This window comes from Bacillus sp. ABP14 (assembly GCF_001831375.1).
Taxonomy (GTDB): domain Bacteria; phylum Bacillota; class Bacilli; order Bacillales; family Bacillaceae_G; genus Bacillus_A; species Bacillus_A paranthracis.
In genome coordinates this window covers 2,669,541-2,684,400 of the sequence record NZ_CP017016.1, presented here as the reverse complement: position 1 = coordinate 2,684,400, position 14,860 = coordinate 2,669,541, and the positions used below count along the sequence as shown (strand labels likewise).

The 14,860-nt window shown below is 33.3% G+C and carries 17 protein-coding genes; 15 read left to right on the top strand and 2 right to left on the bottom strand.

From position 1 onward, the window contains the following. Positions 1 to 138: 138 nt before the first annotated feature. The 8 genes from BGI23_RS13960 (at position 139) to BGI23_RS13925 (ending at position 5,122) form a co-directional block, all read left to right on the top strand. Positions 139 to 924: a class I SAM-dependent methyltransferase gene (locus BGI23_RS13960; RefSeq protein ID WP_070806279.1), complete on the top strand. Its 786-nt coding sequence runs from the start codon at positions 139 to 141 to the stop codon at positions 922 to 924. Positions 925 to 994: 70 nt separating this feature from the next. Then, positions 995 to 1,183, top strand: coding sequence for a YvzF family protein (locus BGI23_RS13955; RefSeq protein ID WP_000621882.1), 189 nt, complete (start codon positions 995 to 997; stop codon positions 1,181 to 1,183). 77 nt (positions 1,184 to 1,260) lie between these two features. Continuing rightward, a complete protein-coding gene (locus BGI23_RS13950) occupies positions 1,261 to 2,226 on the top strand; it encodes a nucleoside hydrolase (RefSeq protein ID WP_000029504.1) in 966 nt (321 codons plus the stop codon). A 179-nt stretch (positions 2,227 to 2,405) separates the two neighbouring features. Beyond that, the gene (locus BGI23_RS13945; RefSeq protein WP_000638307.1) at positions 2,406 to 2,648 is read left to right on the top strand and encodes a GlsB/YeaQ/YmgE family stress response membrane protein; all 243 of its coding nucleotides are present in this window, start codon (positions 2,406 to 2,408) and stop codon (positions 2,646 to 2,648) included. Between the two features lie 77 nt (positions 2,649 to 2,725). Next, positions 2,726 to 3,121, top strand: a complete 396-nt coding sequence (locus BGI23_RS13940; RefSeq protein WP_000847587.1) for a hypothetical protein — start codon at positions 2,726 to 2,728, stop codon at positions 3,119 to 3,121. A gap of 169 nt (positions 3,122 to 3,290) precedes the next feature. Next, positions 3,291 to 3,437 (top strand): chorismate mutase, encoded by a 147-nt coding sequence (locus tag BGI23_RS13935; protein ID WP_070806278.1) that lies wholly within the window; start codon positions 3,291 to 3,293, stop codon positions 3,435 to 3,437. A gap of 142 nt (positions 3,438 to 3,579) precedes the next feature. Continuing rightward, positions 3,580 to 4,425 (top strand): gluzincin family metallopeptidase, encoded by an 846-nt coding sequence (locus tag BGI23_RS13930; protein ID WP_070806277.1) that lies wholly within the window; start codon positions 3,580 to 3,582, stop codon positions 4,423 to 4,425. 28 nt (positions 4,426 to 4,453) lie between these two features. Then, positions 4,454 to 5,122 carry a YjgB family protein gene (locus tag BGI23_RS13925; protein ID WP_070806276.1) on the top strand — a complete coding sequence of 223 codons (669 nt, stop codon included), beginning with the start codon at positions 4,454 to 4,456 and terminating at the stop codon, positions 5,120 to 5,122. Positions 5,123 to 5,202: 80 nt separating this feature from the next. Here the strand turns inward: BGI23_RS13925 and BGI23_RS13920 are convergent, their stop codons facing one another. Then, positions 5,203 to 6,441: an MDR family MFS transporter gene (locus tag BGI23_RS13920; protein ID WP_044792088.1), complete on the bottom strand. Its 1,239-nt coding sequence runs from the start codon at positions 6,439 to 6,441 to the stop codon at positions 5,203 to 5,205. A 101-nt stretch (positions 6,442 to 6,542) separates the two neighbouring features. On the opposite strand from BGI23_RS13920, the gene BGI23_RS13915 reads away from it, so the two are divergent. The 5 genes from BGI23_RS13915 to BGI23_RS13895 all read left to right on the top strand — a co-directional run bounded on the left by BGI23_RS13915 (position 6,543) and on the right by BGI23_RS13895 (position 12,071). Continuing rightward, positions 6,543 to 8,279 carry an ABC transporter substrate-binding protein gene (locus tag BGI23_RS13915; RefSeq protein ID WP_070806275.1) on the top strand — a complete coding sequence of 579 codons (1,737 nt, stop codon included), beginning with the start codon at positions 6,543 to 6,545 and terminating at the stop codon, positions 8,277 to 8,279. Positions 8,280 to 8,437: 158 nt separating this feature from the next. Next, positions 8,438 to 9,061, top strand: a complete 624-nt coding sequence (locus BGI23_RS13910; RefSeq protein ID WP_070806274.1) for a YhbD family protein — start codon at positions 8,438 to 8,440, stop codon at positions 9,059 to 9,061. A 13-nt stretch (positions 9,062 to 9,074) separates the two neighbouring features. Beyond that, complete coding sequence (locus BGI23_RS13905) at positions 9,075 to 9,785, top strand: bactofilin family protein (RefSeq protein ID WP_001258379.1); 711 nt, start codon at positions 9,075 to 9,077, stop codon at positions 9,783 to 9,785. Between the two features lie 18 nt (positions 9,786 to 9,803). Further along, positions 9,804 to 10,511, top strand: a complete 708-nt coding sequence (locus tag BGI23_RS13900) for a cytoplasmic protein (protein ID WP_070806273.1) — start codon at positions 9,804 to 9,806, stop codon at positions 10,509 to 10,511. A gap of 24 nt (positions 10,512 to 10,535) precedes the next feature. Beyond that, positions 10,536 to 12,071, top strand: coding sequence for an MDR family MFS transporter (locus BGI23_RS13895; protein ID WP_070806272.1), 1,536 nt, complete (start codon positions 10,536 to 10,538; stop codon positions 12,069 to 12,071). A gap of 54 nt (positions 12,072 to 12,125) precedes the next feature. On the opposite strand, the gene BGI23_RS13890 is transcribed toward BGI23_RS13895, so the two are convergent. Then, complete coding sequence (locus BGI23_RS13890) at positions 12,126 to 12,446, bottom strand: hypothetical protein (RefSeq protein ID WP_070806271.1); 321 nt, start codon at positions 12,444 to 12,446, stop codon at positions 12,126 to 12,128. A gap of 237 nt (positions 12,447 to 12,683) precedes the next feature. On the opposite strand from BGI23_RS13890, the gene BGI23_RS13885 reads away from it, so the two are divergent. Next, positions 12,684 to 13,463, top strand: coding sequence for a BC_2878 family exosporium-associated protein (locus BGI23_RS13885; RefSeq protein ID WP_070806270.1), 780 nt, complete (start codon positions 12,684 to 12,686; stop codon positions 13,461 to 13,463). Between the two features lie 249 nt (positions 13,464 to 13,712). After that, entirely contained in the window at positions 13,713 to 14,510 is a 798-nt protein-coding gene (locus tag BGI23_RS13880; protein ID WP_000638721.1) for a GNAT family N-acetyltransferase, read from the top strand. The last annotated feature ends 350 nt before the right edge of the window (positions 14,511 to 14,860 follow it).

The window sequence follows — 14,860 nt, the reverse complement described above, 5'->3', positions numbered from 1 at the left end:
ACGGAAAATCGATTTTATGTTGATGATAGGACAGCATGATAAGAAGTGAGCTGAAAAGAGGATTTGAAAATACATAAAGAGAACTTTAATTATTATATGAATTCTATATGTAAATAACAATAGAAAGAAGATGATAAAATGAGTAAAGAAGAGCTTGTGAAACAACAGTTTGGTAATAATGCGGAGAAGTATGTAAAAAGTAAAATTCATGCTAAAGGACCGGATTTACAATATGTAGTTCAACAAGTTGAGTCTCGTCATAATAATCGTCTTCTTGATATTGCTACTGGCGGAGGACATGTTGCAAATGTATTAGCGCCATTGTTTAACGAAGTAGTTGCTTTAGACTTAACAGAAAAAATGTTAGAGAATGCAAAAAAATTTATTATAAGTAACGGCCATGAAAATGTGTCTTTTGTTGTTGGAAACGCTGAGAGTTTACCGTTTTCTGATAGTTCTTTTGATACAATTACGTGCCGAATTGCAGCACATCACTTTACGAATCCAGCTCAGTTTATTTATGAAGTAAATCGTACGTTAGAAGATAATGGATTGTTTATTTTAATAGATAATGTTTCACCGGAAAATAATGAATACGATACCTTTTATAATTTTATAGAAAAAAAGCGGGATCCGAGTCATGAACGGGCTTTGAAAAAAACAGAATGGATTACCTTATTAGAGAAAAATGGTTTGCAAATGCAGTCATGTCTTACTTTTGACAAGAAATTTGATTTTGACTGGTGGTGCGATATGATGAATGTACCTTTGCAGAAGCGGGTGAAGTTAACAGAATGTATGATGAAAACATCAGTTGAAATGCAAGAATTCTTTAACATTCAATATGAAAATAATAAAATTATATCGTTTTATACTGAAATGGCATTGTTTGTATGTAAAAAAAGTTTAACATTAAAAAGATAAATTTCTTGCAGTCTTTCTAAAGTACGTTATACTTAGTAACAGAGAAAATGAGAATTGAGGAAATGTAATAATGATTCGCGTACGTATTGAAGGAACTGAAGAAGAAATGCTTGAATTTATGGAGAAAATGCCGGATATTCCTGGATTTGAAAAAACACATACGAGAGAACCAAGAAAAGGAAATAATCCAAAGTATGATTCAAGTAAAAATGTGCTAGCATATTTATCTTATAAAAAGATTGAAGTCGCCAATAAATAGGCGGCTTTTTTAGTTTGCACCGTTTCACAGCCTTGTCTTTTTTACATACTAATAATAGTAGATAATGCTGAAGAGGGATGAGTATAGTTAATAAGAAAATCATCTTTTTTGGAGACTTTGGTATTGATGATGCTGTGGCGTTAATTTATGCAAATAAAACATGTAAATTAGATATTTTAGGTATTGTTGCTGAATATGGGAATGTATCGCGAGAAATCGTAACAGAAAATGTGTATTTTTTAGAAAGATACTATGCTACAGAAGTAAAAATCATTGAGGGTGCAGCAAGACCGATGACAGCTGAAGAACCTTTGTTTTTTCCTGAAATTCATGGAGAGCACGGCCTAGGTCCCATTATTCCACCTGAAATGAGGATTTGTAAACGGGAAAATTTTTGTGAATTAATTAAATTAATTGAGCCTTGTCCAGAAGATATTATTATCGTAGCGACAGGACGATTAACAACATTGGCAACATTATTTTTATTATATCCAAATGTAATGGATAAAATATGTTCGTATTATATTATGGGTGGTGCGTTTTTATTTCCTGGTAACGTTACTCCTGTATCGGAGGCAAATTTTTATGGAGATCCAATTGCTGCAAATATTGTAATGAAGTACGCAAAGAATGCGACTATTTATCCATTAAATGTAACGCAACAGGCCCTAATTACGCCTGAAATGGTGGATATTATTAATAAAGAAGGAACAGGGCAGGCAAAGCTTATTAAACCAATGATTGATTTTTATTATGAGAACTTTTATAAAAAAGAATACCCGGGTATTGCTGGAAGTCCGATTCACGATTTGCTTCCGTTCATTTCATTTATAAATGATGATATTTTTGAATATAAAAAATCTGCAGTTTGGATTAGTACGACAAATGACGTAACAAGAGGACAAAGTGTGGCTGACTTTAGAAAAATAGCTGAGCCGACGAGGTTTGATGATCGGCCGATACAAAGAATTGCGGTTGGTTTTAATTATCCTGCATTTAAAGAAGAGTTTATGCGGACAATATTGAAGCCCGATTGTCCATAATAAGTGTAATATCTCAAGCTGCATAAATCGTTAGTCTAAAAAGTTAATTAACATGTATTGTTTTTACAAAAAAATACAGTTGTGCTCCATGAATAACTTATGAAAAATGTAACATAACTAATGGTAAGCAATTGTTTCTAATTATATTTTGATTGGTGAAATATAAAGGAGGTTATCATATGATTTGGTCTTTAATCGTTGGTGGTATATTAGGGTGGCTTGCTAGCTTAATTACTGGTAGGGATGTACCAGGCGGTGTAATTGGTAATATTATTGCTGGTATTATTGGTTCTTGGATTGGTGGGAAATTACTTGGTAGTTTCGGCCCAGTAATCGGCGGATATGCAATTATTCCAGCTTTAATTGGTGCGATTATTTTAATCTTCATCGTAAGTTTCTTATTGCGAGCAATGCGAAAATGAATGTAAGGACTGTTTACATTTGTAAGCAGTCCTTTTTATATGTTATGCTAGTATTATACAATCAGGAGGTGTCAGCATTGAAAACATTTACAGTAAATTTTCATCAAGAAGATAATGCTAAAGCGACAACAGTACATAAATTAAGTGAAGAGGACTTCAATAAAGCGACAGAAAAAGGCACTCGTCATCTATTTGATTTAGATACAAATGTTGGATTCTTCGTATTCTTTGATGCAGAAGATGCAGAAGGAAATGATCAATACTTAATGTTACAATATGAAGGAGATCATGAAGAGCCAACTGCTTGCTACGGATTTGATTTAAAACTATACTATCAATTTTTAGCACTATACTTAAATGATCTTGAATTCCAAGGTGAAACAGATGAAGAAGAGGAAGAGTATGGTCCAATTCATCATTTAGCTCACTTACTTTATCATATTGTTGAAGATGGTAAGTCAATCGAAGTGTAAAAATACATATGTAAAGCTGTCCTTTTTGGGGCAGCTTTTTTATATGACATAAATCTGTGTACTAAATAAATTAATAATAGCTAAGTAGCATTATTTATAACTCTCATGTTTCATTTGTAAAACATCTGTTATAATGACTGTAATTAAAAAATTTGTGGGGGCTAATTCTATGCTTGTAGATGTAAAAGCTTTTATTAAAGCTGCAGGTTTAACATGCATTTCATCATTAAGTGGAGATAATACAATTGCTCATAATTTTGAAACGGTAAAAAGTATTGTTGTTACATCCCTTAAAAAGTTAAGATTCATCATTTAATTTCAATTAAACCAGTAGGAGTAGAATAAACACTTCCTGCTGGTTTTTTCTGTTTTAAGGAGCTGATGTGACAACATATTTAAGCTAAAGATAAAGGATATAATCACTGAGAAGAGAAAGTGTATATAAGGAGATGAATACAATGATTAACAATATAATTCCAAGCTTTTTGAGACTTTGGGAAAGCAGTAATATAAGACTACATAACTTGAATAAATATTATGATAGGCATCCAGAAGTATTTAAAGAATATTTTACATTTCACTGTCCTAAGACGAAAGAACGTCTTTATAGTGCAATTGAAAAGTATCCAGAAAAACTAGGAGATATACATAGTGTATCGGAAAATTTACCACGAATTATTCAAGAGATTAATAAGGATTATTACATTCAGTTTGGCTTCGACTTAGAAGTAACATTTCATTTATTTGTTGGAGCTTTTGGCTCTAATGCATTTGTAGAAAGGGAGATTATTGGAGATATGTTTTTTGCCGCAGAAAAATTATCTCCAGATTTAAATCACCTTCGTGTTATTGTCGCTCACGAAATAGGACATATATATCATAATGTTATGTTACAAAATGATGGAATGGACTGGGAGAAAGCCGAGTGGGCCGATGCGACAGTTAATTTGTATCGTGAAGGCGTTGCAACATACTTATCAAAGCAAATTATAAAAGGTTTAAATGAATCAGTATATTACTCATATGACAATGATGGTGAACGTTGGTTACAATGCTATATAGAAAATGAAGAACATATAAAGAAACGTTTTTTGGAAGATTATATAGAAGGATGGACGTTTGAAAAAGAGAAAGAGTGGTTTCGGTTATCTGGTGGACAGTATTTTGGATACAACCGACTCGGTTATTTTTTAGGAACTGCTTTTGTAGAATATATTGTACAAGCATTGGGAGAGAGTGAAGTATTTACTTTTTGGAACAAACACAAATTGAAAAGAGGTGTAATGGATTGGTTATCAAAATGAATCAGATTATGATAGGGGGCTGAAATGTATGAGAGTGTATGTAAAGATAGGTATGTTATTTCTCGCTTTTACATGCATTTTTGCATTAGTAGCATGTAAAGGAACGGACGAAAAAAAGGAAACAGATCCAACAACGGAAAATAGTAAAAATGAACAGAATAATACTTCTGAAGAAAAGAAAGAGCCTGATGAAAAATCAAATAAGGAAGGGTCAACAAAACCAAAGATAGATCCAAGCACGAAAGATACAGTAATCAATCAAAAATCAATTAACCACGTTAAGGAATTATTTGAACTAGCGAAAGAAGGAAAAGTACCTAATGTTCCGTTCGCAGCTCATACAGGAGATATTGAAGAAATAGAAAAAGCGTGGGGGAAAGCAGATAAAACAGAACAAGCAGGAAACGGAATGTACGCAACTTTTACAAATAAAAATGTTTCCTTCGGTTTTAATAAAGGATCACAAGTTTTTGATGTACGCTCCTATCATGCAGAACTAAAATCAATTACATTACAAGAAATTGAAAAAGCATTAGGAAAACCAAACTCAGTTAAAGGAAATGGTGATGATAAAATATATGTATATAAAGTAAATAATCAGTTTGAATTGAAATTTATCATTCCAAAATCGACTGGTAAAGTAAATCACATTTCGGTATTTTCGCCAGAGGATAGTATAAATAAAATGGCAGGATAGGATAATAAAAAAAGGATGTCACAAAAGTCGAAATCGATGACTAGGTGACATCTTTTTTTGTGTAAATAAGAAACTTCCTTTTATAAAATATGATGGGGATGCTCTAAAACATCTTTTTGAATATCTTTACTTCTTTTCTTACGCTCTAAATTTCGAACAAAAAAAGCTTGGATAATGCCTCCAATTGTTAAGAAACAAGCACAAATATAAAATAGCATACTACCGTTTAGTTTACTTAATAAAACCGCACCGATAACAGGACCGCACGTTCGAGATACATCCCAGTGTAAGCCGTAAATTGAAAAATACAATCCACGTTTATCTGAAGGAGCGATTTCTGAAACGAATCGAAGCAAATGGTTGAAAGCAACACTTTCTCCAATGACTAAAAAGAGTAATGTGAAAAATAGTGACAAGATTGTTGCTGAAAATCCATAGCCAATTGCAGCTATCGTAAAGCAGGTGTAAGCAATAAGTATGATTTTCGCCATAGAAAATTGTTCAGACCATTTCACAAGGAAAACTTGTAGAGTGATTTCCATAAGAGCTTTGCATGTTGTAATAAAAACGAGTATGCGATCGAAATCCGGAAGTGTATGTTTCACGAAAATAAGATAATTTGTTTCAGTTTGTGCATAAAAAAAGCTAATAGGAATTGTAGTGATCATTAGTCCAAATACGGCGTAATGTTTTTGTACAAATTGTTTTGGAGATGATACTTCAAGCTTTTGCGTTGGTGTTGTCATTGCCGGAGCGGTTTCTGGAAGCTGTATCCAAACAACGACTGCATATGCTATAAGTGCAATGCTTTGCACGATAAATACATATTCAGGGTGAGTCTTATAAAAAATAGTACCAATTAAAGGGCCGATTAGGGTACCTATTGCTCCCATCGTTTGCAGAAGAGAGAAAACTTCTGCTTGCTGCCCATGTTTTGTTAAATCAGCAATTTGTGCCCGTTGAGCGGGAATATATAAGGAACGGCCAACCCCATTTATGACATATAACAAAGCAAATATAAAAACGGATTGAGCAAAGATGAAGCTACCAATTGCAACGCCTTGTAGTAATAAGCCGAGTAACATAATTTTCTTTCGCCCATATTCATCAGTCACTCTTCCAGCAATAAGTGTAAATATAATGTCCGAAAGCGGTTGTAACCCGAAAATAAGCATAGTCATCATAATATTGCCGTTTAGCACCTTATTAACGTAAATAATCATAATGATAGCTAACATTGATTCAGTTGTTCGAGTTAATAATTCACCGCACAGTCGAATGATGATTGGTTTATTGTAACGTAATAAGAGATGATTCAATGTTATTTCCTCCTTTCTATATTGAAATGATAAGATGAAAGGAGAATTGGAAAAAGGGTAGAAAGAATAGGGAGTATTTTTCACCTTTTAGGGGGAATATGATGTTTATTTTAGATCAATACATTGAACTATGGATTGCCTATGGGAAAGGGAAAAAAGAAGGAGAACAATTAGAAATAACAGTGCAAAATATATCCGAAACATTATTTTGTACAGAGCGTAATAGTAAATTAATAATAAAAAAGTTAGAAGAACTACGTTGGATTGTTTGGTTTCCAGGGCGCGGAAGAGGGAATCGTTCTAAACTAATATTTCAAAAGCAACCAATGACATTAATTTTAAACAGAGGAAAAGAGTTAACGAAAAAAGGGGATGTAAAAAGTGGAATCTCATTTGTAGAGCGCTACAGCGCACAATTTCCGTCAGTAAAGAAAGAGTATGAAGTTTGGGTAGATTCCATATTTGGTCATCAAATAGAACGGACACCTGAAGGAAGAAAAGACGTACTTCGTTTGCAAGTACAAATGAACCTGGACATCGCTTTAGATCCGGTTTACGCTACGATGCGCTCAGAATGTCATATGGTTAAACATATTTTTGATACACTCGTATATATAAATGAGGAAACAAATTGTATAGAACCAAGGCTTTCTTTTCAATGGGAATATAATGATGCAGAAAAGATATGGACGTTTTATTTACGAAAAGGAGTTCACTTTCATAATAGGAAACAACTTACTGCACATGATGTTATACATTCATTGAATCGATTTATGAAAACTGAAAACAACCCACACGCATGGATGTTACAACATGTTGAAAGTTTCCGTGCAGTGGATGAATTTGTTGTTGAAATTCAATTGCATACGGAAAATAGGATGTTTTTACATATGCTAAGTGCAGAACAGTGTTCTATCGTAAAGGAAGATGAAGCGGGAAACTTCATTGGTACAGGGCCTTTTTCATTACGAGAGAAGAATGCAAATCTGTTTGTACTAGAAGCACATGATTTATATTATCGCGAAAGACCTTTCCTTGACCGAATTGAACTATTGAATGTGAAGCGAAGTGTAAATACATATGACGTGTTAGTAAAGGCGCAGTATAAAGATAAAGAAAAACATAATAAAGAACTATCTCGGCTTGAGTCGAACGTGACATATATAACATGCAATCTTGCAAAAGAAGGACCAATGCAAGATTATATGTTCCGAAAAGCGTTATATAAAATCATTCATGGCCATGCAATCGTTAAAGAACTCGGCGGAGAACGTGGAGAAGTGGCAAAGGAAATACTATTAGCTAGTGACAGTATAGTAGAGATTGAGGAAGATATAGAAAGTTTAATTAAAGAAAGTATGTATCAAAATGAAGTGCTACAACTTTACACATTTACAGGACAAGATCATGTAGAAGATGCGCAATGGATACAAAAAGAGTGTGCGAAGTACGGTATTCGTGTAGAAACTAATTTTCTTGAAATAGAAGACCTTTTAGAGATTAGTACGATACAAAAGGCTGATATGATGCATGATAGCGCAACAATTAGCGAACGAATAGAAGATAGTTTGCTATATATGTTTCTTACAAAAAACAGTTTTATTCATGGGCAAAGCAGCGTAGATTTTCATAAATCATTGTCCCCTTATTTTAAACAAGAACAAGTAGAGAAAAGAGTTACACTGTTACGCGATATTGAGGAGACATTGTTACGTCAAATTCAAGTTATTCCTTTATACCGTAACAAACAACAAGTAACTTCTCATGAAAAAGTACAAAATATAATGATTAATTCACAAGGGTGGATTGATTTTTATAGAATATGGTTTAAACCTTGATAGATAAAGGTTCTTATGCATTTTTCATGAGATGTGTAAGGGCCTTTTTGTATGTAAAATAGGATTGTTTTACACATTGTTATGCTACTTGTGATAAAAGTCTATTTACAGCGTAACAGTGTTATGTTACATTGTTATCAGGAAGGAGTGTTATACAGTTGAGTACAGATTTAATTTCAAAAAAAGATTTATTAGAACTTACTGGTATTTCATACGGACAATTATATAGGTGGAAAAGAAAAAATTTAATACCGGAAGATTGGTTTGTACGAAAGTCTACATTCACGGGTCAGGAAACATTTTTTCCGAAAGAAAAGATATTAGAGCGAATTGATAAAATTCAAACGATGAAAGAGGATCTATCACTTGATGAACTAGCAAATATGTTTTCGCCGAGTGTGAGAGAAATTCTTTTAACAAAGGAAGACCTCCTACGTAAAGGGATTGCATCAGAACCAGTTTTACAATTTTTTATAGAACAAACGAATAAAACAGCAGAGTTACAATTTGTAGATATTCTTTATGTGTACATGTTAGAAGAATTACTACAATCGGGAGAGATTAGTTTAGAAGAAGGAAAAATGGTCTTGCAAGTTTTAAGTGAAAATTATGAAGCAATGAAACATAAAACGTGTGACTTAATCATTATCCGAAAGTTAGGGATTTCTACATGTTTCTTAGTTTCAAACGTGGACGACTTAATTTTTGAAAAAGGCACCAAAATCGTTTTGCGCGAAGCGATTATGAAATATACCGAAGCATTAAAAACTAAATTGTTGTAGTGGAGGAGAAAGTATGCGTACAGATAATTTGATTATAAATGGTTACGGTTCATCGAATGGCGGCGAGTTTCATAAAGTGCAATTAAACGGAAAAGGAACTGTGAATGGAAATGTTGAATGTGAGCAATTTGAATGTAACGGTTACGGTGCAGTTACTGGCGACTTGAAAAGTAGCAGAGCACGAATTAGCGGATCTGGTAAAGTTGATGGCACAGTTCATGCTGAAACGATGCGAATTGATGGAAAAGCTACAATTACGCAAAATGTAAAGGCAAACAGTTTGAAAATTGCAGGAAAAGGTACGATAGGTGGAAATGTCACAGGTGAAGAATTTAAAGTTAATGGTCAAGCAACAATCGACGGTAATTGTGAAGTGGATACTTTTTCTTCAGAAGGACAATTTACAATTGGCGGATTATTAAGCGCTGATGAAATAAATATTAATATTCACGGTACATGTCGCGCGAAAGAAATTGGTGGTCAAACGATTAAAGTAAGACATAGATCAGGTACATTAAGTAGGCTATTTAAAACAGTATTTGGCTTGCAGTTAGAAGCTGAACTATTAGAAGGTGACAATATTGATATTGATTATGCTCACATAAGAACGGTAAGAGGAAATAATATTACAGTAGGACCGAACTGTGAGATTGAACTCATTGAATATACAGGTGTTCTTACTGTTGATAAAAGCGCAAATGTAAAAGAAATTAAGCAGGTTTAATGGGAGGGAGAAAGTAATATGGAACATCCACATAGTCTCACAGTAAATGGTTCCGGTAATTCAGCAGGCGGAGATTATAATAAAGTGAAGATTCGCGGTGAAGGAACGATTTCTAATGATATGAGCTGTAATGAATTTAAAACGTACGGCACGAGTGATGTACGGGGTAATATGAAAGTAAAAAATTATGTTGTGTATGGAGATAGTGAAGTACAAGGAAATGTAGATGCAGAATATGTAAAAGTATATGGTAATACACAAATGTATGGTGATGCACATATTGAAAAAACAAAAGTTAGAGGTATGATAGATATTGCTGGGAAGTTTTCAGGTGATTTTGTCGATGTAAAAGGTGCTTTAAATGTGAGGGGAAATATTGAAGTAGAAGATTTATCATTAACTGGTGGTCTTGAAAGTGATGGATTACTTAATGCTGAAAATATTCAAATCTCACTTCGTTATGAAGGAAGTAAGGTAAGAGAAATTGGTGGTAAAAAAATTACGATTCGTAAAAAAGCGAGATTTCTTCCTTTTATTAGTCATGCTGGTAACCTACAAACTACAATTATTGAAGGAGATGATATTTATTTAGAACATACGATTGCTGACGTAGTGAGAGGAAACAACGTTACAATTGGCCCTGGGTGTGAAATTAGTGTTGTAGAATATCATACTAGTTTTAATCAAAAAGGTAATGCAGTCGTAAAAGAACATAAACAAATATAAGTAATACGAGGGAGAGCAAGAGATATGGTTGAGAAGAATAATAAGCTTGGCTTTGTTGTGGCGGGCTTATTGCTAGGTATACTAATGGCATCAATGGATAATACCATTGTCGTAACGGCGATGGGAACGATCGTTGGTGACTTAGGAGGCCTTGAAAACTTTGTATGGGTTGTTTCTGCCTATATGGTCGCAGAAATGGCAGGTATGCCGATTTTCGGTAAACTATCAGATATGTATGGTAGAAAGAGATTCTTTATTTTCGGTTTAATTGTCTTTATGATTGGTTCGGCACTTTGTGGTACTGCTGAAAATATTACACAGTTAGGTATTTATCGTGCCATTCAAGGTATTGGCGGCGGGGCATTAGTGCCGATCGCGTTTACAATCGTTTTTGATATTTTCCCTCCTGAAAAGCGCGGGAAAATGGGTGGTTTATTCGGAGCGGTATTTGGTTTATCAAGTATTTTTGGTCCGTTACTCGGCGCATATATTACAGATTACATTAGCTGGCACTGGGTATTTTACATTAACTTACCGCTTGGCATTTTAGCACTTATTTTTATTACATTCTTTTATAAAGAATCACGAGTTCATAGAAAACAAAAAATTGATTGGTTCGGCGCAATTACTTTAGTTGGTGCAGTAGTTTCTTTAATGTTTGCACTTGAACTTGGCGGACAAAAATATGATTGGGATTCTAGCTTTATTTTAAGTTTATTTGGTGGATTCGCTATTTTAATTATTGCATTTATTATTATTGAAGGAAAAGTAGAAGAGCCAATCATATCATTTGAGATGTTTAAGCAGCGCTTATTCGGAATGAGTACCATTATTGCTTTATGTTATGGTGCTGCGTTTATGTCAGCAACTGTATACATTCCGTTATTCATTCAAGGTGTATACGGAGGTACCGCAACAAACTCAGGATTACTACTATTACCGATGATGTTAGGATCAGTTGTAACAGCGCAATTAGGTGGATTTTTAACGACGAAGCTTAGCTACAGAAACATTATGATTATTTCTGCTGTTATTATGCTAATTGGACTATTCTTATTAAGCACATTAACGCCAGAAACAAGTCGTGTATTATTAACAGTGTATATGATTATTATTGGATTTGGAGTTGGTTTCTCATTCTCTGTACTAAGTATGGCGGCTATCCACAACTTTGGTATGGAACAGCGAGGGTCTGCGACTTCAACGAGTAACTTCATTCGTTCATTAGGCATGACGCTTGGTATTACAATCTTCGGAATGATCCAAAGAACAGGTTTCCAAGATCAATTAGAAGAAGCATTTAAAGGTATGAACGGGGGAATGAATACAAACGCTTTAGGAGATTCAAGAGCTATTCTATCAGAATCGGCAAGATCTCAAATTCCACCGCAAATATTAGATAAAATTATTGATGCTCTTTCTAGCTCAATTGTCCAAACATTTATGTGGGCATTGGTACCAGCTGGTTTAGCATTCATATTTATTTTCTTTATGGGAAATGAGCGCATGGTAATTAAAAAACAACAAAAGAATAAAAAGAGTGAAACATCAAAAGCGTGATGAAAAAGCTCCCTTCCAATTGGAAAGGAGCTTTTTCGTATGTACGGATTTAGATTAGCCTTCGATGATTTCGTATTCTTCGTCTGCTAATAATAAAATTTGTGTTTTCTTACCTTTGTTTTGAACTTCGATTACATCGTAAGCACCTAAGTCTCTTATTTTGCTTTGAGAAGCGTTAACCATAACTTCAATAGAATCAATTAAGATATCTTCTTCAATGTATGATTCAGGCAATGCCATATCTTCAGTATCTAATACACATGCGTATAGATTTTGTAAGTTTTCAGCAGTTGGATTTTGTTCTTCAACATCAATGATGTTTTTTACTGCTTCGATATTTTCTTCTTTTGCTTGGTATACTTTAATTTTAGCCATTGTTTTAATCTCCTTTATAACGTAATCGTAGAGGCTACACTTCATTATAACGTTTTTTTCATGAAAGATGAAATTGTTATATGTATTTATAGGGGAATTTATGTGTTAGTACTCATTTTTAATGCGATAAGTAGGCAAATATATTCCTACGTTAAAGTTATATTGTCCAAGCTTTTCTCATATCCCGCTCATATTATGTGTATGAGATAAAACATATAGAGAAGGGATGGAGTGTAAGTGGGTTGTGAGCCGAAACGAAATGATCGATGTTGCCAAAATAGTATTTGTGAATTTTTGCGAAGTCTAGAGCCTTTTACAAAAGTTGAGAGTATTGTAATTGCCGGAAATGAAATTGTTGTATCTTATTTTCTTTCATTTAATAAGAAGAATGGTGTCGTATCCTTCGTACAAGAGGTCGATGAGGTTATTTTTGTAGATTGCTCTAAGATTGATGCAATTCGAATAGGAAAAGTTTGTAGTTGTAAAACGAAAGTCAAATTTATTGAAGAGGATTTCAGTCTACTTGGAAACGTTTGTCCGCAATGTTTAACAGAGGGAAGCACACTCTTTTTTGACTTTCACAATTCAGAATTGAATTTATCACTTCAAGCAAAAACAATTGATGCGCCTAGTTGTACTGAGTTTATAGATGAGATGGGAAATGTAGTAAAACAAATTACTATAATAGGTGAAGCAATTGTTTCTAAAGATTTTGTTCAAGTGCCTGAATTATTAAGTTTCCGACTAGTATTATCTGATACGGCTACGAATCCTTTAAAGTTTGGAATACTGTTCATTAATTTCCCTGATCTTACGTTTATTATTCTTTTCGCATCGAGTGGATACCTCAACATTTCGAGTTGTTTGAGGATAGAGAGTGGAACTGGTAATGCTGAAATAGAAGAGATGAAAAAGATAATATCGAATGACGATAATACGTACACATCAGTTGTTAAAGTAACTAAAGTATATAAAAACGGAGGAACAGAACCATTTGTTTATAAGAATGAGTTATAACATATATATTTAAATGAACCCTTAAACTAATGTTGAGGGTTTTTACATAATAAAAGATTATAGATTGTGAATTTTTATTAAGTATATTATCTGTAAACCTATACACTAGAAAGTCATTTACTTTTTGATTAAATGTTATAATAATTTTATATTTATGAATAATTTATAATTATATGGAATGTAGTAGACGTTTGCTTATATGTAGGAAAGAGTAGAAGTACATTAATTCTAAAGAAAGCAGGAATGTAAATGATATATGAAGCGAATATACATACAAGAGAAAAATTAGTTACTATGTTCGAAGATTTCAATAACGTTGTTTTACTTTCTTATTTACAAGGACATATGGGTACCGCTTGGGTAAATGATCTTGAAAATCCGACAGTAGCGCAAATTACGGTAGGGATCTTTACATTTTACGCTGGGGATTCAAAGGTGAAAGAAACAGAAGAATTGCTTCGAAACATTCCTGATAGAATGTTAGTCATCGTAAATAGTGTAGAATGGAAAAAGCGTTTAGAAACATTTTACGAAAGAAAAATAGATAAGTTTTTACGATATAAATTTAAACGTAATGCAGAAGTTTTTGATCGTTCAAAATTACAATCTCTTATATCAGCGCTTCCAAAAGGATACGAGTTAAGAAGAATAGATGAAAATATCGTAAATAACCCTACATTACATAAAGTCTCTAAAGATTTTACAAGTCAATTTCAATCTGTAGAAGATTATATAAACCGAGGTATAGGGTATTGTATTTTGTATAAAGGAGAAGTTGTATGCGGTGCATCATCATATAGCATTTATGATAATGGCATTGAAATTGAAGTTGCGACTGATCACAATTATAGAAGAAAAGGATTGGCGACTATAGTTAGTGCAGCACTCATCTTGGACTGTTTAGAAAAAGGGATATATCCAAACTGGGATGCAGCGAATACTACATCTGCAAAACTAGCTGAAAAACTAGGATATGTTTTTGATAAGGCGTATGATACTTATTTTGTGGATAATAGTTCAAATAAAAGAGCAGTTAGCCAAAGCTAACTGCTCCTCTCCAAAGGGGGAATGGAGAGATACAATCATGTTATTTACATTATTGACGGGAGATTGATTTTTAATCAATCTTCTATAAAAGTTGAGATAAAATATTTTTAATTAACCCTGAGGATCCAATTAAGAGTACTGATAAAAATACAATTGAGAATATACTTTTTTTAGGTTTTTTTAATTCTATGTATATGTTAGTAATGGCACCAATTGCAACTACAGTAAAGATAACGAGTCTTATTACATCTATCATAAATAACGCTCCTTTTAATTACTTAATTGTATTATATAGGAATTGGCCTTTCGATTAGTTTATTTGAATACGATTTAAGGTAATTTTAAACAAA